Annotated in this window: 23 protein-coding genes; 8 read left to right on the top strand and 15 right to left on the bottom strand. The window is 53.7% G+C overall.

Translation table 11 applies throughout. The features are described from left to right. Nucleotides 1-42 precede the first annotated feature (42 nt). From BZK31_RS03335 to BZK31_RS03310, 6 genes are all read right to left on the bottom strand, one after another. On the bottom strand, nucleotides 43-1,011 hold the full coding sequence (locus BZK31_RS03335; RefSeq protein WP_083181247.1) for a S49 family peptidase: 969 nt from the start codon (nucleotides 1,009-1,011) through the stop codon (nucleotides 43-45). Further along, the gene (locus BZK31_RS03330; protein WP_083181246.1) at nucleotides 1,008-2,279 is read right to left on the bottom strand and encodes a phage portal protein; all 1,272 of its coding nucleotides are present in this window, start codon (nucleotides 2,277-2,279) and stop codon (nucleotides 1,008-1,010) included. The genes BZK31_RS03335 and BZK31_RS03330 overlap by 4 nt, the downstream gene beginning before the upstream one ends. A gap of 2 nt (nucleotides 2,280-2,281) precedes the next feature. Next, nucleotides 2,282-2,470: a hypothetical protein gene (locus tag BZK31_RS03325; RefSeq protein ID WP_083181245.1), complete on the bottom strand. Its 189-nt coding sequence runs from the start codon at nucleotides 2,468-2,470 to the stop codon at nucleotides 2,282-2,284. Continuing rightward, complete coding sequence (locus tag BZK31_RS03320; RefSeq protein ID WP_083181244.1) at nucleotides 2,467-4,269, bottom strand: terminase large subunit; 1,803 nt, start codon at nucleotides 4,267-4,269, stop codon at nucleotides 2,467-2,469. The genes BZK31_RS03325 and BZK31_RS03320 overlap by 4 nt, the downstream gene beginning before the upstream one ends. Beyond that, complete coding sequence (locus tag BZK31_RS03315) at nucleotides 4,232-4,762, bottom strand: phage terminase small subunit P27 family (RefSeq protein ID WP_083181243.1); 531 nt, start codon at nucleotides 4,760-4,762, stop codon at nucleotides 4,232-4,234. The genes BZK31_RS03320 and BZK31_RS03315 overlap by 38 nt, the downstream gene beginning before the upstream one ends. Nucleotides 4,763-4,938: 176 nt before the next feature. Further along, nucleotides 4,939-5,256, bottom strand: a complete 318-nt coding sequence (locus BZK31_RS03310) for an HNH endonuclease signature motif containing protein (protein WP_083181286.1) — start codon at nucleotides 5,254-5,256, stop codon at nucleotides 4,939-4,941. 38 nt (nucleotides 5,257-5,294) lie between these two features. Between BZK31_RS03310 and BZK31_RS03305 the strand changes: the two genes are divergently transcribed. Then, nucleotides 5,295-6,026 carry a hypothetical protein gene (locus tag BZK31_RS03305; protein WP_083181242.1) on the top strand — a complete coding sequence of 244 codons (732 nt, stop codon included), beginning with the start codon at nucleotides 5,295-5,297 and terminating at the stop codon, nucleotides 6,024-6,026. A 49-nt stretch (nucleotides 6,027-6,075) separates the two neighbouring features. On the opposite strand, the gene BZK31_RS03300 is transcribed toward BZK31_RS03305, so the two are convergent. From BZK31_RS03300 to BZK31_RS03275, 6 genes are all read right to left on the bottom strand, one after another. Beyond that, a complete protein-coding gene (locus tag BZK31_RS03300) occupies nucleotides 6,076-6,402 on the bottom strand; it encodes a phage holin family protein (protein WP_083181241.1) in 327 nt (108 codons plus the stop codon). Between the two features lie 507 nt (nucleotides 6,403-6,909). Then, the gene (locus BZK31_RS03295) at nucleotides 6,910-7,269 is read right to left on the bottom strand and encodes a PA0613 family protein (protein ID WP_083181240.1); all 360 of its coding nucleotides are present in this window, start codon (nucleotides 7,267-7,269) and stop codon (nucleotides 6,910-6,912) included. After that, nucleotides 7,262-9,481: a VapE domain-containing protein gene (locus tag BZK31_RS03290; RefSeq protein WP_083181239.1), complete on the bottom strand. Its 2,220-nt coding sequence runs from the start codon at nucleotides 9,479-9,481 to the stop codon at nucleotides 7,262-7,264. The genes BZK31_RS03295 and BZK31_RS03290 overlap by 8 nt, the downstream gene beginning before the upstream one ends. Further along, the gene (locus BZK31_RS03285) at nucleotides 9,471-9,695 is read right to left on the bottom strand and encodes a TraR/DksA C4-type zinc finger protein (RefSeq protein ID WP_083181238.1); all 225 of its coding nucleotides are present in this window, start codon (nucleotides 9,693-9,695) and stop codon (nucleotides 9,471-9,473) included. The genes BZK31_RS03290 and BZK31_RS03285 overlap by 11 nt, the downstream gene beginning before the upstream one ends. Continuing rightward, nucleotides 9,688-10,203, bottom strand: coding sequence for a phage regulatory CII family protein (locus BZK31_RS03280; protein WP_083181237.1), 516 nt, complete (start codon nucleotides 10,201-10,203; stop codon nucleotides 9,688-9,690). Before BZK31_RS03280 ends, BZK31_RS03285 begins: the two co-directional genes overlap by 8 nt. Nucleotides 10,204-10,463: 260 nt before the next feature. After that, the gene (locus BZK31_RS03275) at nucleotides 10,464-10,763 is read right to left on the bottom strand and encodes a hypothetical protein (protein WP_244182624.1); all 300 of its coding nucleotides are present in this window, start codon (nucleotides 10,761-10,763) and stop codon (nucleotides 10,464-10,466) included. Between the two features lie 106 nt (nucleotides 10,764-10,869). Here BZK31_RS03275 and BZK31_RS03270 point away from each other — a divergent pair, with 106 nt between their 5' ends. Beyond that, nucleotides 10,870-11,517 (top strand): S24 family peptidase, encoded by a 648-nt coding sequence (locus BZK31_RS03270; RefSeq protein ID WP_083181236.1) that lies wholly within the window; start codon nucleotides 10,870-10,872, stop codon nucleotides 11,515-11,517. Here the strand turns inward: BZK31_RS03270 and BZK31_RS29375 are convergent. Together BZK31_RS29375 and BZK31_RS03265 are read right to left on the bottom strand one after the other, a co-directional pair. Next, a complete protein-coding gene (locus tag BZK31_RS29375; protein ID WP_157900695.1) occupies nucleotides 11,514-11,942 on the bottom strand; it encodes a hypothetical protein in 429 nt (142 codons plus the stop codon). The two genes, BZK31_RS03270 and BZK31_RS29375, sit on opposite strands and share 4 nt — an antisense overlap. After that, nucleotides 11,942-13,225 carry an AAA family ATPase gene (locus BZK31_RS03265; RefSeq protein ID WP_083181235.1) on the bottom strand — a complete coding sequence of 428 codons (1,284 nt, stop codon included), beginning with the start codon at nucleotides 13,223-13,225 and terminating at the stop codon, nucleotides 11,942-11,944. Before BZK31_RS03265 ends, BZK31_RS29375 begins: the two co-directional genes overlap by 1 nt. A 362-nt stretch (nucleotides 13,226-13,587) precedes the next feature. Between BZK31_RS03265 and BZK31_RS03255 the strand changes: the two genes are divergently transcribed. The 6 genes from BZK31_RS03255 to BZK31_RS03230 all read left to right on the top strand — a co-directional run bounded on the left by BZK31_RS03255 (nucleotide 13,588) and on the right by BZK31_RS03230 (nucleotide 16,534). After that, entirely contained in the window at nucleotides 13,588-14,175 is a 588-nt protein-coding gene (locus BZK31_RS03255; RefSeq protein WP_083181233.1) for a hypothetical protein, read from the top strand. 8 nt (nucleotides 14,176-14,183) lie between these two features. Next, nucleotides 14,184-14,468 (top strand): phage antirepressor KilAC domain-containing protein, encoded by a 285-nt coding sequence (locus tag BZK31_RS03250; protein ID WP_083181232.1) that lies wholly within the window; start codon nucleotides 14,184-14,186, stop codon nucleotides 14,466-14,468. 156 nt (nucleotides 14,469-14,624) lie between these two features. After that, entirely contained in the window at nucleotides 14,625-14,951 is a 327-nt protein-coding gene (locus tag BZK31_RS03245) for a pyocin activator PrtN family protein (protein WP_083181231.1), read from the top strand. 44 nt (nucleotides 14,952-14,995) lie between these two features. Continuing rightward, complete coding sequence (locus tag BZK31_RS03240; RefSeq protein ID WP_083181230.1) at nucleotides 14,996-15,283, top strand: hypothetical protein; 288 nt, start codon at nucleotides 14,996-14,998, stop codon at nucleotides 15,281-15,283. A gap of 21 nt (nucleotides 15,284-15,304) precedes the next feature. After that, nucleotides 15,305-16,210 carry a DNA cytosine methyltransferase gene (locus BZK31_RS03235; RefSeq protein WP_341865284.1) on the top strand — a complete coding sequence of 302 codons (906 nt, stop codon included), beginning with the start codon at nucleotides 15,305-15,307 and terminating at the stop codon, nucleotides 16,208-16,210. Between the two features lie 54 nt (nucleotides 16,211-16,264). Next, nucleotides 16,265-16,534, top strand: coding sequence for a pyocin activator PrtN family protein (locus BZK31_RS03230; RefSeq protein ID WP_083181228.1), 270 nt, complete (start codon nucleotides 16,265-16,267; stop codon nucleotides 16,532-16,534). A gap of 162 nt (nucleotides 16,535-16,696) precedes the next feature. Here the strand turns inward: BZK31_RS03230 and BZK31_RS03225 are convergent, their stop codons facing one another. Next, nucleotides 16,697-19,942, bottom strand: a complete 3,246-nt coding sequence (locus BZK31_RS03225) for a phosphoribosyltransferase-like protein (RefSeq protein WP_083181227.1) — start codon at nucleotides 19,940-19,942, stop codon at nucleotides 16,697-16,699. Nucleotides 19,943-20,348 lie beyond the last annotated feature (406 nt).

The raw sequence follows: 20,348 nt of genomic DNA, 5'->3' as shown, positions 1-20,348 counted from the left end.
AACCGCCACTTGGGCGGTTGGATGGTGTGGCCGCGAACGCGGTCAGAGTTGTGCGGCGAGTGCGACGGCCGAGGCCTGAACGCTAATGCGCTGTCGCACTCGGTCAGTAGCGAGCAGCTGCTGCCGACTCGTTGAAACGGCACGGGCAAGCTCATCAACTGCCTGTTGCGGTGACTGGAGCCGGTCAGCCAGCCCCATCTCGATAGCCTTGCTCCCTCGATAACAGGCCGCCTGAGTGGCGACGATTTCGCTGGCAGCGCGGCCTCTGTAAGCAGCAACCCGCGCGGTGAACAAGACATAGCTCTCCTGCACGATTTCACTGAGCACCTGCATCGACTGCTCGCTGATCGGCTCGTGCGGGCTGAGGTCGTTCTTGTGATCGCCAGCGAACACGGTGGTGACCTTGACGCCCATGTTCTCGGCCATCTTTGAGCGGTCCATGTGGCTGGCAATCACGCCGATGGAACCCACGCCCGAGGTCTGGCTGACCACCACTTCCGTGCAGGCAGAAGCCAGCAGGTAGCCGCCTGAATAGGCCATGAAGTTGACCAGACCGGTGATCGGCTTGATGAGGCTGGCAGCGCGGATGTCTTCGGCCAGCTCGAAGGCCCCGACCGCGCTGCCGCCGGGGCTGTCGATATCGAGCACAATGCGCTCGACCAGCGGATCGCTGATGGCCCGGTTGAGCTGGCTGCGCAGGTCTTCGTAACTGGTCATGATTTCGCACGCGGCCAGATGGCTGCCCCGGCTGACCAGCACACCGCTCACCGGGATGACGTCGATGCCGGTCTGCAGGATCGACTGACGGCGGCGATCCTGTTCGAGGCTTTCCTGATGCTCGCGGTCATCGTCATCGAACATCAACCGGGGTCCCGCAGCCCCCATGTGGAGATTGGTGATGTTCAGGCTCATGGTCTGGTTGGCCCAGCGCACAGCCAGGTCGAGCATGTCAGGTGTAGTCAGCAACGGCTGATTGAACAGCAGGCTGGCAGCACGCAGGTGTTGTTTCATGCGGCAAGCATCCTGAGGATATCGTCGCGCTGCTGCTCCAGCTGGGCGCGGACGTCTGGGTTTTTCGGGTCGGGCAGCCCGTGGGCCACGTCGGTCATGTTGAGCGGTTGCAGGTAGCTGTCGCCGTTGGCCACGGGAGGCATGTTTTCCAGGCGGCGGATGTCGTTGATCGACAGCCAGCCCCATTGCCGCCCGACGGCGTAGGCGTCGTAACGACTTTTCTGGTCGCCGCGCAGCAGCCCGGACAGGTTGAACTCGATGAAGTAGTCCTTGCGCTCTGCAGGCCGCAGAAAATCACGCATCATCGCCTGCTCGTGACGCTTGACCCACGGCATAAGGGCAAAGATCACGTACTGGATCAGTAATTGCTCAAGGCTGTTGTAGCTGGCCTTTTCCAGGTCGTTAACCATGTGCGGCGGGATTTTGTAGATCCGCGCTATATCCAGGCCGGTCGCCTTCAGGATGCCCAGCAGCTCGGAATCGACGTTGCTCATCGACACCGGCTTGAAGGTCATGCCTTCCTGCAGCATGGCAACTTTCTTCGCGTTATCGATCCCGGCGAACTTCTCTCCCCATTGATCAAGGATCCGATCAATGCTGGCCCGGTCCTTGATCGGCGGCGACTCACGTGGTCGCTCGATCACCCCGCTGACAGCAGTGCCGTTGGCAAACGACTTGCCCGTGTACTGCCGCACTGCCTGGGCCAGCCCGACAGCGTCGGCATGCAGCTCGATGGGCGACAGGCCGGTGTAGTGGTTCTTTGTGTGCCAGCGCACGTGATGGATCAGCCGCATGGGCAACGGATCCTGCCCACCTATGCGATAACAGGGCAGCATGTCTGCGCCCTTGAGCACCACCATGCGGTCGTTGTGCAGCGGGTACAGCGCTTTCACCGAACCGTCGTCATTGCGCTCGATGAAGCTGTACGCGTTACCCCGCACACCGACCGCCAGCTGACTGTATTCCCGATATTCGTAAGGGGTTTGCCATGGGTTGGGCTGATAGCGCAGCACGTCATAGAGCGGATGATGAATGGCTTGCTCGCGCTTGCCCTCGCCAAGACGCCGGTACAGTTCCAGCGGCAGTTGCGCCACGCTCTCCGCGAGCAACGTCACGCAGTTCTGGAACACGGTCAGTGCCATGGCGCTATCCGGCGTTACGCTGACACCCGCGCTGGACCGGCTCGATCCGATCAGGCTCTGCCAGAAACCTGACGAGCCGTCCGAAATCACGCCGTCGCCGGGGCCGAGCTGTTTGCTGAAGAACATGGTCAACCGCTCCCTGAAGCGTGCTTACGCGGTGAACGGGCCGCTGCCCGGTCAGCCAGCAATGACCAGCCGAGCAAACCGAATCCAGCCACAATCAAGGCTGTCGGTGTGTGGATCAGGGCCACCCCGCCGATCAGCAGGCCGAAGCCCAGCAAACCGGCGAGCCAGGCCGCCCAAGCGATGAGATTCATATGCCTGCTCCTTCGTCGTAAATGGATGTGCCGCCGGTGACCTTTCCTGATCCGCTGATGCCGGTGGCCATGATTGCCGCCACGACGCCATCGATGCGGCCGGTGGCCTTCGCCTTGTCTGCCTTGCGGTTGTTCGCCCCATCAGCCGTGATCACCGCGTTGCCAGCGCACCAGGTCATGACCGGGTTGCAGTCGTGACGCAGGGTCTCGACGGTTTCTGTGGTGACCTGCTCACCGGCATCGGGATCAGCGGCAGCCTTGATGCCCAACAACCGCCGTTCAAACTCGTCCACGGCTGGCCCCATCGATTGGAAACCCTGACCGAACTTCACCAGCGGCGGCAAGGTTACGCCGTGTTCGTCCATCAACTGCATGAGGTCTTCGATGCGCCAACGGTCGAACGCGATGCTGCGCACGTCGAAGTAATCGCAGATGGTCTGCATACGACGCAGCACATGCAGTTTGCTGATCGCCCTGCCTGGCGTGGTTTCCAGATCACGCGAACTGATCCACACCGAGTACGGCACCTTGTCCCGTCGCTCGCGCTCGTCGAGCTGGAAATCCGGAATCCAGAAGTACGGCAGCAGTCGCCAGTGCGGATCCTCGTAGGTCGGGTAGAACAGCAGCACGAAGGCCGTGAGGTCGGTGGTACTCGACAGGTCCAGCCCGCCGACGCTGGGCCTGTTGCGCAGCATCGACATCGGGACGCGCTCACCCGCTTCGCTCCAGATGTCCCACGAAATCCACGGCGACGTCGCTTGCGTCCACTCGCAGAAATTCAGGCGGCGCGTGGTTGCTTCCTTGCTGGGCATACCGCGTGCATCTTCGACCTGTTCACGCAGGTACTGCCGACCGGGAATGCCGTCGGTCTGCCCTTCCTGGATGAAGTCGAGGCTGGGATTGACCTTCGCCCAGCAGGCTTCGTCCTTGAACGGATCGTCACCCTTGTCCAGGCTGCAGATGAAGGCGAAAAACGAGTCGTTCTCGATCTCCCCTTTGCATACCCGCACGCCCATTTCGTGGTGCGCCCAGCAAACGGTGTTCTTGTCCGAGCCGCTGTTGGTGATCATCACGATCAGGGCCTGACGACGGCTTTTTGTGCCCGCCCGGACCATGTTCACCACCGTGTCGTTGCGGTGTTCGTGGATCTCGTCCAGCAACGCAACGTGCGGTCGCGGGCCGGACTGGCCTTCGTCGGCGCTGATCGGCTTGAAGAACGAGTCCGTGTTGGAATAGAACAGATTCCAGATCTTCTCGTTGCGGCCAGACATCTCGATGCGGTCGGTCAGCGATGGCGACTGTTTGACCATGGCGACGGCATCGCGGAACAGCACCATCGCCTGATCACGCTTCGTTGCGGCGGCGTATACCTCTGCGCGGGATTCGTTGTCGGCCACCAGCCCCAACAGACCGATACCCGCCGCCAAAGGGCTTTTGCCGGAGCCTTTGGCCGTTTCGATGAAGGCGGTACGAAACCTTCGGTAGCCGTCCTCTCGCTTCCAGCCGAAAAGGCTGCCGACGACGAAGCTCTGCCACGGCGCGAGCACAAACGGTTTGCCTTCGAACTCGCCGCCGTTCAGGCACAACACGTCCTCGAAAAAACCGATGGCGAATTGCGCCGCGGCCAGATCCCACCGAAGACCGCGCTTCGGACCTTGCCGCAGATCTCGCAGATGGCGGCGTGCTGCGCGCCTGACGTCCGGGCCTGCCACCAGTTGCTTGCTGACCACCGCACGGGCGAACTCTGTCGCCCGGTCTTCATCAACTGAAGTACTTGGCGGCGGCGTCTCGTGGCTCATTCGGGATCAATTCACGTTGGGGCGATGTCAGCCTCAACGCACGGCGTGCCAGAGGCGTGAAGCCGAACTGGCGACCGGCTTCATCGGCACGGCGTTGGGCGTCGTTGCGCAGCTTGCGCCAGATCGACATGTCGGTTGCGCCCGACTTGTAAGTCTGGACGTCCCCGGTATTGGCTTTCGTCAGGTTGTTGTTCAGTTCCTGGATCATGCGGGTGAACTTGCGGTATTCGACTGCGGCCTCGCAGTACTGAGCGATGGCCTGGCCGTCCAATCGCGACACCAGTCCAAGCGTGATCAGGTCGGGAATCAGCTCGTCCCACTCTTTCAGCGCTTCCTCGCTGAGCCAATCTGGCCGTGATGGTGCTTCGACCGGCAGCACAGGTTGCTGAACCTCATCCAGCAGTTCCTTGACATTGCGCTTGCTGGGATTGCCGCTCAGTAGATGGACAATCGCGGGCTTGGGCGGTCGGCCTGAATTTCCGTTGCCGGCCATATATTTCCCTCATGTTTGCGTATGTTCAGGCCTCCACCATTCAAGGGGCCACCCCCCATTTTTCCCGCTTATTGCGAGCGGTGAGGGGGACTCGGTCTAGGCGAAATCGAGGCATTACTTTTCCCCCCCCCCCCCGCAAAATGGTTGCTTTTGGGCAGTCCGACCGGCCCGCGCTGTCAGGCGTTCCAGTGGTGTCTGGGGTCGACTGGCCTGCCTGAAGCATCGCAGCCAACCTCGCGCCCAGACTTCTCCAGGCGCTGCTTGTAGGCGTTGTGGCAGTTGCCACACAGGGCCTGCCAGTTGCTGCGATCCCAGAACAACACCATGTCGCCCTTGTGCGGCGTGATGTGGTCAACCACTGCTGCAGGCTCGGCGAGCCCTTGCTGGTAACAGCGCTTGCAAAGTGGATGCTTGCGCAGAAACCCGGCGCGGGCTTGCTGCCAGCGATAGCCGTATGGGCTGGGTTGTTTGAATAGCTTTGCAGTTACATGCATGATGCGGCGCTCGATCAATCAACTGTAAAGGGACGTTCATGGCCGATTCAGCTTCAGGCATGTCGAAAGCGCTTGCCACAACCACATCATTTATCGAAAAAGCAGTGGAGATGAGGCACTTCATGCTTCTCATCTCGTTCATATTGGCGCTCGACTCGTGCCTAGTGATTTTCTATCACAAGAATTTGCTCGGAGCTTTTTCAAAGCTTGATGCGCCAGAGGTAAGTGGTGGTAATGCGCTCGTATTTTTGGGCTTGTTCGCTTTCTTGATGACGCTGCTCTTCCCTGCTTTGAGGCATATGCTTTTGGTCATTCCAACGTATATCTCAATCAGATGGCCAAACAGAAATCATCAGCAGCGAGATCCAGATCTACGTTGGACATCCATCGTGCGGAAGAAGGCTTTGATCGAAAGGGATAAGGTCATGCTTGAGATTCTTGAGAAGAAACAGGCCGCGCATGATGAAGAAATGATCAACATGAATATTGGTTTCGCCATGGCCATGTTGCTAGCTCTCAACTTCCTAGTGTTAGGCGACAATCAGACAATCACACTCAGCCAGACGGCCGCTTTTCTTCATGACACCTTGACCGGCTTTTGGGTTAGCGTACTGGTTAAGTTTTGCTTGGGAGGAGTTGTAATATTCTGCGTACTGCTCGTGTTTCAGTCCCTCACCCCCAACGCTGATGGAGACAGAATTTATCTTCCCGAAAGCGATGAAGAGTGCAAAGCACGCTTGGAAGAAGAGGCTAAACGGCCGGATAAGTAAGACCAGTGCTTTGGCGGCCTGAATATCCAATTCAGGCCTGCACCAAAGATCAAGCCCCCGTACGCTCCAAACCCAGCCGCCGAGCCGCCCATCGCTCATACAACCCAATCGCCACATCCGCCCCCGCCATCGCGGTCAGGCAACCCACCGCCCCAGCCGTCCACATCGAAACCTCCGCCGCGTACAGCAGCATCATGCTCGACAGCCCGCAGACAACACAGGCGCCGGACCTTAGGGCCAGACGGCGCAACAGTGACCAGCCACGCAGCCCCTCCTTGTCGGCCCGCCACATCTCACCGGACACGCCGCCAACCAACGCCAGCGTGATCACCAGCCAGATTGGCATCTCAGCCAGTGTTTGTTGTCCGTCCGCCATGTGCCCCCCATAAACGCAAAAACCCGGCGCGATGGCCGGGTTTGGTATGTGTGGTGTGAGCCGCTTTCTGCGTTCGCACCTATCGAAGATGACTACTTTTTACAGGTGGATTCCGGTGGCAGCAAGCCTGTTTTGCTGCCATGCGTGAATATGTGGTTTATGCAGCACCAACGCCCCGGCAATGTCGGCGAATACAACAAAACGGCTATTCGATTTTAAATCACGATTCCCCTGTCCCAAAGGGCTTGATTGGAGTGGGACGCCTGAGAGCGACGTAAATCAAGGCCTCGCCCCACTGTCCTACTTATTTACTAACTTTCTCGTGTATATAAGTAAATAAAAACACGCGTGCGCGTATCGCGCGCGTACACATGCCCGCTACGCTCACACACGCGGGAGTGAAAAAAAGCAGGACGGTGGGACAAGCCAGAAAACACAAGGCCCGCGCTTGCCCAAAGCTACCCAAGGGCAGCGAGACAAGGCGGGCCAACAGAATGTATCGTTGAATCAAGCGGCCTTCCGCATCAGTAAACCTGCAATGCGCTCATGCGCAAGATGAAGCCGTTTGTAGTAAGTATCTCTGCCGCAACCGCAATGGGTGTATTTCTGCGACTGGAAGCTGTCGTGGTTACAGTACTGTTCTCGCACGACAACCGAAAGCTCCGGTGACAAATGCTTGTTGATGATCAACTCAATATCAGCCGACTCATCAAGCAGCACCCGACTACCTCGCGTTCCCCGTATCAACTCGCCTTTGCACTCTATGAGCATCGCGATCATGTTGCCACCACCAACCGTGCCAGGCGGCGATGGAGAGTGTAAATCTTCAGCCCAAAGTTTCAACATCTCATCGATTCTTTTAATCATCGAAGCACGGCTCCTCGAACACTTCGCGCACCAAAGGCCCTGCTCCGCCCCATCCTTGCGGTTTCTTATAGGCCCATGGCCGCTGACCACTTTTCGCCAAGGCGGCCAGCCTGACACGCCGCCATCCCAAACGATGCATGATCGCTCCCACTCGCATTTGTTCGGGCTTGCCCCAATGACCGAAATCCAGCTTCAGCGCCTGGGCCAACACCTCGCTGCCTTTAGTCGTCTCACCGATCTGTGACTCTTCCAGCCAGGTCAAGATCGGGCCCTCCCACTCATCCACAACAAAGCGCTCGTCCTGCGCCTCCGCAAACATCCCTGACTCTTCGCGGTCAACCCACCAGATATCTCCGGACAGGTAGCAAAACATCGCTTCGGCCCACAGTTGATCACGAATTACACGCAGCTTTTCAGTGTCGACCTTTGTGCATGCGACAGGCCAGTAGCGCCGGTTGCCGGTTGCGTCTTTGAGGTATTCGTCCTGATTGGTCGTACCTACGAACACACACTGGCGTGGCACGTCAGCTGTTCTGCGTCCGTAGCTTTCGCGATAGGTGTCAGTGGATGCTGAGAAAAACTGCTTGGCCTTTGTCGACTCGGCCTTGTTAAAGCTATCCAGCTCGCCGAGCTCGACAATCCACTTGCCTCTTATTGCCTGAAATCCGTCTTTGTCGCCCAGTGCGAAAGGCGTGTCCATGAACCACGGACCGCCAAGAATACTCATAGCTGTAGACTTACCCGCGCCTTGGGCACCCTCAAGAATCAGCACCGAGTCAGCCTTGCAACCTGGCTTCATGACACGGGCTACCGCCGAGATCATCCAGCGTTTTGCGACTCTGGTTGCATACTCACTGCGTACGACACCCATGATATCGATCAACCAGTTCGCGAGTCGTGGCACTCGATCCCACTCCAGCCCATGCAGGTAATCACGCACCGGGTGAAAAGCATTGTCATGCGCTACCACGCTCACCGCCTCGAACACGTGTGATGCCTTCACCCTAAAGTTGTACTGCTGGGCCAGCCATTTCATAACACGTGTGTCGTCGATATCAGTCCACTCGCCTGTCTCACCGCCATAGGGTGCGGCCCGTAACTTGACGATCTTCGAGCTGAACGCGCTGTAGCTGATGACACCTCTCCAGCGCTCGTCGTTACCCAGGATCAGCTCTACGTTGGACATATGAGCGATCAACGCACCGTTCTCGTTTCGAGCTAATTGGTCACGCCAGCCGCCCGCAGCAGGGGGCTTGATCAGCACACGAACCTGACGACGAACAGCCTCGAGTCCCTCGGCACAGTGAAGGTCGTTGAAGTCGGTCCACTTATCATGGCGCTCGCCTGAAAAGACTGGGGCGACTACCTCCCCACCAACGACCACCGCCGCATCGCACGCCTTTTCCTCACCCGGATTCCAAGGTTCCCCATTCGGGCGTTTCGTTTTCCAGTCATCGTCACGGCAAATGATCAGAGGCCTTCCGGGGAACCGGTCGCGCATGGCCTTGGCAACTTCGCACAGATTCCCAGCGTCAAAGGCGACAGCAACTGTCGCAGAAGTAGCCATATGCAAACTTGCGCCAGTGGCATACCCCTCACAGATCAGCACCGGCTCTCCCGGCTCAGGGTGAGGCCCGATCAGGTGGAAGGCCCCCTGTTTGGACATGCCATAAGGCCAATAGGATTTGTCGCGACCTGTTTTCTCCTGCTGAACGGGAAAGATCACCTGCAGGCCAACAATCTGGTCTCGAACATTTCTCATCGGCACCAAAACCGCTCCCGTACGCGGAGCGTATCGAACGCCGAAGCCGATAATTTGCTTTCGATCCAGATAGTCACTTTTACCTTTCTCAGGCATGCGCTGGAATAACGCAGCAGCGCGGGTGGCAGCGCGGCGCGCAGCATTAGCCGCCACCTGGGCCGCCTTGCGCTTGGCCTCTTCCTGTCTGGCGCGCATGACTTCACGCTCGTCCGCACTCAACTGCCCAGGTTTGACCTTGATCTTGCGCGACTCACCAGATCGCCAGTCACCGAAGCTACCAAAGATCAGCGTCTTACCCTTGGCCGTAACGTACTCATGTACGACGTACCATCCGTTCTTTTCCTTGCCTTTGTCCTGCTGGGTTTTGCAACGAGTCAGCGAGCCAAAAATCAAGGGCTGCTCAGGCTCAAGCCCATAATCCGCAAACTGATTAAGCACATCATCGAGCATGCTGAAGCCTCCTCAGCTCATCGAACGACTGGCATTCGAAGCACTGGGTACAGCCTGGCACCGCCAGTCGGCGTCCATCCGGAATGGCGCCGTCGCACGACTCACAGAACAGCAATGAATGCCCAGGAACAACCGCACGAGCAGACAAGGCAGCAAGTGCACGATCAATCCGTTCCTGGACGAGGTCATTTGCAAAATCGGCAGCATCAGCCACGGGCCACCCCCTTCGTCGTCTGGTTGACGTAGGTGGCACGGTTGAACATCCCGAGCAGGCCCTGAATGCAGCGGAAGATCTGGAAGCGTATCTCTGCAAGCTCACGGTCGGAGACACGGCCATCACCAATGAGCTCTGCCCAGGTTTCAGACAGATCCGCGACTTGATGAAAGTACTTGGCGATGCCGACCGTAAGGGTCTCCGGCATGTCATCGGTGTAAGCGTCAGCCAGGTCCTGCCAGATGGTGTCCCCCACCAACGCATGAACGGCATCAAGAATTCGACGATCTTTCGTCAGCTCCAGGATCTCGCAGAACTCCTGGATGTTGACGATGTGGCTAGGGTGCGTCGGCGAGAGTTTGTGCTGCAGCGTACTCTGGCTTCGGCCTGTGGTGGCGGCGATTGCAGCAGCTCCGCCGGGGTATTCCCGTGCGGCGTGATAGAGCGCCAGATCGAGAGGCAAAACCTCACGTTTGGCGTGTTCGATAGGTACTGCGGTGCGGCTCATGGCATTGATCCCTGAAAGATGCCAGTGCCACGCGACCCCGAGTGGTGGTAAATTTGTCGCGTGGCTTGGAGAGGCCCAAAAAGCCGGTCAGATCCTCAAGATCGAAACCGGCACCGTGCCGAGGCGACCGATCCGTCGTTCACCTGTGGCGCAACAGCTGCTCAATCTGTGGTGGAGAAGGCAGCAACTCCAAGGCATCCGTGCCTTGAACAAAGCGCGATGAAGGTAGGTGGCTTTGCATATGGTGTGCCCGCCTACGTTTATCGCGTCCCAACAGCGCTGTGGTGGTGCGTGTTGGGTGGAACTGGGCGGCCTTTGGGTCGCCTTTTTCTTTCACGTCCATCAGGAAGGGATTCCGTCACACCATAATGTTCGAGAACTTCGGCGAGACTCACACACCCATCGCTTTCCCGAAACAACGCTTTGATCAACGAGACGCTAGGATCCTTGGTGGCATACCTCACATGGATGCGGAGATAACTGACAGATATTCGACAGCGCAAGGCATAGGTTTCCAACGCAGTTGCACTCAAGCTGCTGATGTAATTTTTGAGCTTCATGTCATGCTCCTGTCCTTAGGTGAACCTAAAAATAACCTATTGGGTAATCTATTGCAATACCCATAAGGAAATTCACCTTCAGGGTTAAGACACCCACAATAGATTCATGAAAATATCAGAAACCAGATTGCAGAATTTCCGCAGAGTGCTGGCGGACAAAAAACTCAGGCTCGTTGACGTCGCTGACGCGCTCGGCAAGGCGCCCGCTCAAGTCAGTTCATTTGGAGGCAAAAATCCTACAAAAGGTATAGGAGATCAGATAGCAAGGGAGTTTGAGAAGGCTTTTGGGTTGCATAGGGGTTACCTCGACATGCCACATGGCGTGGGAGAGTTGAACACCACCACTGTGCTAAGTCATACGGGCAGGAGGCTGCCTGTTATTACTCCTAACATGGCTGTCGAGTGGCATGATTCAGGGCGTCTGGCTGACACCCGTGATGTTTGCGAATGGATTGAAGCTCCAGGCCCAGTGGGCGCTCAAGCGTTCGTTCTCGTTGTGGAAGGGATAAGCATGGAGCCTAAATTATCAAACGGAGATAAGGTCGTTATCGATCCCGCGCTGGAGGCCTTACCTGGTCAAATTATAGCTTTGATGAGGACTCAAGACAAAGCCGTAATATTGAGACAGCTCATGATGGAAGGAAACGAACAGTATCTACTAGCGCTCAACCCAAATTGGCCAGAGCGCATTTTGAAGATGACAAATGACTGGAGTATCTGCGGAAGAGCAAGGTGGAAAATTTCCGATCTTTAATTCGTTTCTCCTACCAAGCTTTCAATATCCACATTGTGGATAGTTGTTTTAACTCTTAACGACAGGAAATGCGTCTTCAGCAATTGTTTTTGAAGCCTTTGGATTTCAGGTGAAGAAAGCGGCGACCTAGTACATACTATATAGCCAAACCTTTTACTCGGCTTTTTACTTAGCGCATCTGCTGAAGCACAAATTTGTTTAACACCCTCACCGACATCCGCACCTTTTAATTCGATAAAAATTTCAGTGCCTGACTCTTCATCTATTAAGAGCCAATCACACCTCTTACCGGCCACCACCATACAACCATCAACCTTGACTCTAACCAACCGCCGTCTCGTAGCGTTTCTTACGTTAAGAACTGAGCGGCGCTCCTCAAATTTTTCGATTGAATTGCTTGTCGACACTGAGCAATGGTCTGTCATCAGATAAGATCCATGTTCATTCGATCTTGTGCTACAGCTTCGATCTCAAGAAGCTTCTCGAATCTTGAAGCAAAATATTCAGAAACACCATCAATAGCGTGCGCCTGAATAAGGCTATATTCAGTATCAAGTATAGAAGTTACGCCACCTTCATTAACAGCATATGCAGCCAGATCATCAAACTCTATGAGCTGATCTTTTGGGACAATCTTATAAATTTCTAGAAGTTCTTTTTCGTTTGCAACTGATGCAGCGTTTCTGGCCTGAACAAGGTTGTTTAGCGCGGTAAGTATGTAAGGGCTATGTGTCGTGATAACAAACACTCCGTCGTTCCCTGGGGCATTGTAAGCCGCCGCAATCAGCGAGACTACCTGCCCTTGGGCGAAAGGAAATAGATGAGCTTCAGGCTCTTCGATTACGAAGCTTCGGGTGTAGGCTGCAGAGGATAGATAAGGCCAAATAGATAACACAATGGCCATTGGCAAAGCTTCTTGCTGTCCAGAACTAGCATGTGAAAGATTAACTCGACCACGCGCACCTACAATCCAGTCCTCGCCTTTTAGATGCTCATGAGAACCACACAATAAATCCTCAACTATCTTATCTACACCTTTGGGCCGAGTCCTAGCAGCTTGCCTAGTAATGCCCCCAGTACGAGTATTCTCGTATATAGCTCCAAACTCTTTAATAAAGTAATCAATTGGTATACTTGACGCAATAAAAGAGAACAGACTTTTCTGAAGGTTAGCAAAAAAAGAACGGCCAGCAGGTACATATATTGTCTGCTCGAGCTTATCTCTTAACAAGCTCGAAGCTATTGCTTGGTGAACATAGCTTATCGCGACAGGCCCCCTGGCTATGCTGCCACCAGCTCGCAAGCTAGTATCAAATTCTGACCGAACCGTCTTCCTAGCAGCGACAAGTGCTTTACCTATGCTTGATGTGTAAGTTACAGAAAACTTAAATCTAAAACCAACTTTTTCATTTTCTATTAAAATTTTATAGCTTGGAGTGTCATACACAATGAGGAAGGCTTTACCCTCCCAAGCGTAAGGTGGAAATATTCTTTCAAAACGATCTTTAGCACTTGAATCAAACTGCCGCTTAGTACGCTCCTCGATCGCACTCTCTAAAATACCAAGTGGAAACTCCTTAAAATAGTATACCAACTTAGATAATATACTTTTACCTTGCGCTTGGGGACCTATGAAGATGTTTATCCGCTTTAGTTCTAATGTTGCTTTTTTGATCGAAAGGAAATTACTTACACTCAACCGCTCCAATTTCTACCCCTCCGTTTGTAGATAAAGTAAGAAGATTAGGGACTACCATGCCTCATAGCAATAGCTTTTTGACATTGCGGAATCGGTACAGGCTCGGAGTGAGAATACCTTTAAGGTTATTATTTGGTTGACAAGCAAACCCTGAAGGTTATTATTGATTCACTCTCCACCACAGAGCGAATTACATACATGCACACCACAGCAACGCTGCACGTCCACCCAAGGGTCCGAGACCCTATCCGCGTCTTTGAAGTGCGCCACCAGGCCATGATGGCTGGCTGCGCCTTCGTGGTCAGCAAGCCAAAGCTACAAAGAATACGCCCCCCCGCACCTTTTGATCCGAATGACGGAGGACGTGCGGCATGAGCAAGCTCAAACTGGATGCCAACACCTTGGCTTTGCTCAAGGCTCAGGTCAGATTGACCGAAACCTTCAATCACACAATACGTTCGTTGCGAGGAGACTCCGTCCCATTCCGCCTGAACGTCGAGCGCACCTCAGATGAGACTCGGTTCATTGTTGCCATGGGTGGGCAGCGAGACTCTTTGACCCTGCCAAACACCAAGGCAATGCACCTTAAATTGGCGGCTTTCATTGAGGAGATTGCCAACGGCCAAGCCATATCAAACCTGCAGTCGAGCCTAGAGGCTTTGCGGCGGCCTGGTACAGGTCCAAACAACCTCGACGAGCAGACGAGCCAGAAGATCTTCAATCTCGTGCGCAGAGGTGGATCTCACATCCTGGATGTTGGCCTTGAGCTGCCGATACACGTCGCCATGCACCGCAACAGAACTCGCAGTGCTGTGACAACCGTGATGAGCATCGGCGTGAAACGCCCCCGCACCAAGTGCTTCACAGTGGCGGGAACCGATGCAGAGATTTACAAGCAAATCATCGAGTCCATCAACCACCTGATCAGCGTTGCGAGTCCTGCAGCGCACGCGGCATAGGGGGGAGCATGGAACGAACTCTTGCCCAGGCCGCACGACAGCTTGGCATCAGCCGCCCGAAGCTGATCGCCATAATGCGTGACAAGGCCTTGCTCAATGAGCGCAACCTGCCCGCCTACCCTACCCGCGACCGCGAATACCTTCGGATTAGGGACAGCAACTGGTTTCACCACCAGCTCGGCATGCAGTACAGCCAATCGACCCGAGTGAAACAGCCCGGCATTCGATGGTTGGCCGATCAGTTGGGCCTGCAACTGCCGGACATACCGGCAGACAGCCGTGACGTGGCCTAGGGAATACGCTCGCCAGATCATTGCCATGCGCACACGCGAGGAGCGCAACGCCGCGCTCCTCGAAGTGCCCGAGCACCTGCGCGAGTTGACAAAACGTCACTGCCTGAACGCATGGCATCACCCGAAAAAACGACAAAGGATTGCGAAGCCAGACCCATGAATCACTCGAATCAGAACCCGCTGCGCCTGATGCCAGCACCCGACGCGGCCACCATCGAGCTGCTTTACCGCACGTTCGGCGACGTGCTGATACCCCTTGAAAAGCTGCGCGTGCAGTACTTCCGAAACCTCAACGAGCGGTCGTTTGCCGCCGAGATCGAGAGCGGCCGGATCCAGTTGCCGGTCACCACGCTCGACAGCAGCCGCAAGGCTCCCAAGTTCGCTCACATCCGTCACGTTGCAGCGTTGATCGATATCAACGCGTACAAAGCGGACGAAAAACTGTCGAGGCTCGACGTCCCAAGCGACGAGCTCGACAACTGACCCTGGCCGCCACCACCGGCCGCGACTCACAAAAGGTGCACACCATGGATACCACCCAAGCCCTCTCGCTCGTCTTCATCCTCTGCTGGGCAGTCGTGCTGCTCTGGATCGGTTATCGATACGGACATAGCGATGGCCAGCAGAAAGGCAAACAGGTTGCTGTAGTTGAGCATGAGGAATCACTCAACGAACTGACCCGCAGAATGGGCGAGGTCCGCCTGCTCAACCGGCGACTGCTTGATCATTTCGACCTGCTTGAATCCAGGCTGCTCAACCTGGAAGCCCCCGAAGAGAAAACGCCGGCATGTCGTCTGATGGAGCGCGCTTCATGAGCCGGACTGTGAACATCTCGAGTGCCACTCATACCTACAGCACTCACTTGCAAGGCAGGGGGCCACGTGAATGAGCTGGCTCTTTTCGCAGGCGCTGGTGGCGGAATACTCGGCTCCCACCTGCTCGGCTGGCGCACGATCTGCGCCGTTGAACGTGATGCATACGCCGCACAGGTTCTCGCGCAACGACAAAACGATGGTGCCCTCTCGCCTTTCCCGATTTGGTCTGACGTCCGAGCCTTTGACGGAACGCCATGGCGAGGACTTGTTGACGTTGTATCGGGCGGCTTTCCGTGCCAGGACATATCAGCAGCCGGATCCGGACAAGGCATCGAAGGGAGCCGCTCCGGACTCTGGAAAGAAATGGCTCGAATCATCGGTGAGGTTCGATGCCGCTACGTGCTCGTGGAAAACTCACCGCTGCTTGTGGGACGAGGACTTGCCGTGGTCCTCGGTGACCTTGCCGCTATGGGGTATGACGCGCACTGGTGTCGTCTATCAGCGGCAGACTGCAGAGCGCCACATCAGCGCGACCGCATCTGGCTTGTGGCCTACCCCGACCGTGAACGGCAACCACAACCAGCCGGGCAGCAGCAAAACAGCCGGATGGGGCCTGAGCAGCGCCGCGAAGCAATGGATGCACCCACCACGCCCGAGCCAACGCAAAGGTCGGGCGATCTGGCCGACGCCAGTCGCGTCGATAGCAAAAGGATCATCCCCAAACGCCTTGACCCGACGCAGCGGCAGAAGCCGCGCAAAGGATCGCCTGGATCATGCGGTCATGGCTTCAGACCATGGCCACCTGAACCCGGAATGGGTCGAGTGGCTCATGGGATGGCCCATCGGATGGACCGACTTAAAGCCCTTGGAAATGGACAAGTTCCGCGAGTGGCAGCGACAGCATTCGATTTCTTGCACGACGGATGAACGCGGCGCGGCTTGAGGCTTTGCCCTAATTTGATTTACAGGAGAAGATACGTAATGAACACACTGTTTTTATTGATGGCCCAGTACAATGGCATGGCTGTAATACCGCTAGATAAAGTTTGCAAGGACTACATGAATCTGTCGGTTGAAAAATTTAAACGAAAACAGATTTCGGGAGAAATCGATATTTTAGTTACGAGACTTGGCCCCCAGAGCCAAAAGGCGGGGCTGGGAATCCATTTAAAAGATTTAGCAAATTACATTGATCGTCAACGTCTAATCGCTGAAAGAGAGCATAACCAGCTAATGGGTCGATTAGAGTAAAGAACATAACTACATAGAGTGAACGGAGGGGGCTGAATGTAGACAAAGCCACCCTCTCCACTCTTACAATTCAGAAACGTTCCAAGCAGACTAGCTCAGACCCATTATCATCTAAAATCGAAGTCAAGAAACAGCAAAACTCCAATGCAAAACATCCCGCAGTTAAGTTGCGGGACGTGGAAATAGAGGAGTCCAAGTCCCGACCTTCGCGCGGTACAATATTGGCAAAGAATTGTTTGGGCATGTTTCAGGAAGCACCAGCAAAAGCCCCTGATTTTTATAGCCCAGCGGATTTTTGTAAAGACTTGAACCTAGGCGAAGACAAAGCGCTTTAGCTTTGTGCATTTCCTCATCCGTCTCCCAGAACCCTTTCCCTTGATTAGGAAAAGCGTAGGACGAGTCGGACAAAACCTCGCAAAGATGTAGTTCGTAAGTCACACCAGACTTCTCAAGAATGTTTTTTACTTTTTTCTCACCATCCTCAGTGCCGACCAATGTGATAACCAAGATGGGTACCTTCGACTCGATTAACTGAGATGCCAAGCTATCAAGCAGCTCAGACAGTCCGCCAGAAAGTGTGTCACCACTACCAATCACGTCATCTACAATTATGATTGCCTTAGGAAGCTCATCGTCTTTAGCACCCGCGAGCCGCTTCCCTATCGAAGCGGGCTCAACAATAGTTTGAGTGGATAGCGAATTGATCTTTGCATAGGTTCGAGCATATTGCAGGCCACTCTTGCCGACATCGTCAACAAACGTGATTAAAACATCCTGACGCCTATCTCTACGGTGAGTAATAGTCGAAACGCCTATAACCGGCCTTACCACACGAGCATGAGCTATTTTCAAAAGCTCGTCTACTTGTAAGGAGCTTAAAAACCTGACATTTTCTAGGATAGTGAATAGCAATCGCTGATTTAAAATATCGGATTCTTGATCCAGCCAGGCTCTTATTTGCTCACCGTCAATTTTTTGAGCCCTGTAAATTGGCCATTTCAAGACTAATTTTTGAATATCCTTGGCAGTAACATGGGCTTTATCTTCTGCTGCACGGATCCCCTCCTCGAGTTCATCACCCAATGTACTCGTAACCAGCTTGTTAAGTCCATATTCAGTCAGCCAACGCTCAAACAACGGTACAGTAAAATGTAATTCACCATTTCGCTCGTATAGAATCTCGCGCCTTTGGAAGTCAGCAATCAACGGTGTAATTTCGGGTTCTAGCAAGTGAGCACTAACCGCTCTCGCTTTGACTTCTTCTTCTTTCCGCTTGTGCTCACGCAAGGATCTCCCTATCCCTACAAGCAACCTCAGCCGCTTCAACTCTGCAACTTCAGCGTGCTCTCTCTCGAAATTTAAACCATCCTTCCACAAATGCGCAAAAGCGTTTGTATCCAGTTCGGATAATAGAACAGACAAACCTCCGGATACATCCGACGCAATAATTTCAGTATCCCGCTCAGCGATGGCGATGCTTACAATCTTCGAACAAAGAAGCTTAGTATAATAGGGATGCCCATGAGTTAAAGTAAAAATTAAATTAATGGCCTCATCATCCCAGTTCAGCTGACCATCAACAGGTTGAGTGATCAGTTCAAGGTATTCTGCCCACTCATTACTTCTAGAAAAAAAATCCAAGGTTTCTCTTGAGAATTTATTGAGCTGATCTCCTTGCGCTCCGATTATAAACGGCATTTTTTCGCCACCCACAAGGATGAAGGCAAGGTTCTTTCTAGCCGCTAAGGTGCGCAAATTAGCAAAGAAGGTTTCCGCGATTGGACCGGACCGGTACATTTCCGGATGGATCTCATCGAACTCATCAAGAATCACTACGAACCTTTTTTCAGGATGTCGGAATTCGAGTTTCTTAGCAGTGAGATTGAGATCGGCTAGTGATTCTCTAAAGTCAGCAGCGACGACGTCACTTGCAGGCATGTAGTTGAGTAAAAAGTTCTGGATATTTTCACCTAGGGATTTAAGCGTCCCTTGGGGCGTAGTTGAGCAATACTCACCATACTCCAAATACAAACTATGAAAATCAGACCGATCACGTTCTAGATAGTTAACAACCGCTTTTGCAAGAGACGTTTTCCCTATCCTTTTCTGGCCGGTCACGTACGTTGAAGTCATAGGGTGCTTCAAAAGCTTGTTCGCAATTGCTTTTACTTTAGCACTACGACCTACAAACATATCGCCTTCAGCAACTTCAAGGCTGTAGGGTTCTAACGATTCCAACAACGACCAGTCCACAGCCTCATTCTGACCTTCTACCACTAAATCAAATATCTCACTGCGACATGTGCCAAACAACTCTCGCCAACTTATGTCTACAGTCATTTCGACCCTACTGGAAGGCTCGACGATACAGGCTCTTAGACACACCGCAAACTTACCTGGAGGCACATCTCCACAGCGAAGTCTGTCGTTATCCAAAATAATAGTAGACTCAGATCCACAATCGATCTCTACAACAACCTCAACCGCGGTACTAGGGCCATTGTTAACTAGGGGCAAGATAATGTTGACAAAGCGATCAACTTGATGCAATGGATAGCGCTTTTCAGCAGCCCTCGGCGGTTTTCGAATCGGCTCGATTACAGAGGCAAGTCGTTCAGACGCAGTAGTTTTAACTATTTCAACCGCTTCACAGACAGCATCCAGAAATGGGAGAGCAAATTTCTCGGTAAAAAAAGACTCTGAGCTTCTCGCTAAGAACAAACTTTCCTCTAAGGTACGTCCGAGCTCGTCTAAATTTAGTTTATAATCTGACCCACTGCTATTTACAACAGCATCTACGCCTTCAACAATAGCTTCCAGCTTTGTTTTTATGGGCACATAGTTGAAAGGTTGGAGATAGCCTTGAAAAGTGTTGTGCCTCAAGCATTTTAGAATTATTGACTTCTGTGAGGCGATCTCATTTAACGTGCCCGTCACTTCACTCAACGCTGCATAGTGAGCACATATAGTGCCGTGCAAAGCTTTGATTATATTGATCTTTTCATAATTCTGCTGCTTATCAACTCGGCAGTGTTTCATCAATTCAGGCGTATGCGACTCGACAATAGTTAGAATCTTACGAATGATGACGTTGTGCTCATCATCAATTGGCAATAAACCATCCACCGCCATACTGCGAATTAATAGAATTGCGACTATGCGGTGATTGGAAGTGGCAGACTCTACTTCTCCCAAAACTCGTTCAAGGTTAGCGCCTGAATAAACTCCAGAAAAACTACAAATCTCCGCAATCGCACTTACAAGCGCATCCCTCGCATCAGAGTAAATATTTGCGGAGTGATGCCCTTCGCCCACTTTTCGAATTTCTTCTTCCAAGGCGAAAAGCCCGAGATAGCTTGCCCCTTGGCACACAATTGACTTGGCTGGAGCTGGGACTTTGACTTCCATTTCACTTCCCCAAAAGTGACCGCATTCTCACTCAATGTGCCAAAATAGCCTATAGCCATCATTAGGTCTACCATACCAGCAAAATTTCCGATTACCCGTAAGGTTGAATGTCTTCAGTTCGTTGGCAGACGCGTGTACACGACTTAGAAATTTTTGTGGGGCACGAACGAGCTCTGGGAACCCTAGGTAGCTGTCAGACAGACAATGGGCTTTTCGGAAAGCTTTGCGCATCAAATCAGAAGTCTTGGACGAAGGGTTCACAGAACTCCGGCTAGGTGATTAACGGTGGGAGGGATGTAGACTGTGATCCACATCCTAAAAAAATGCTAAAACATCGTATAGACCCAATATAACCAACTGATTTTAATATACTTTTTTTCTAGTCAGGTCCAATCCATCATCGGCG

This window comes from Pseudomonas floridensis, assembly GCF_002087235.1.
In the GTDB taxonomy this organism is placed as follows: domain Bacteria; phylum Pseudomonadota; class Gammaproteobacteria; order Pseudomonadales; family Pseudomonadaceae; genus Aquipseudomonas; species Aquipseudomonas floridensis.
This window is presented reverse-complemented; position numbering and strand designations above follow the sequence as displayed.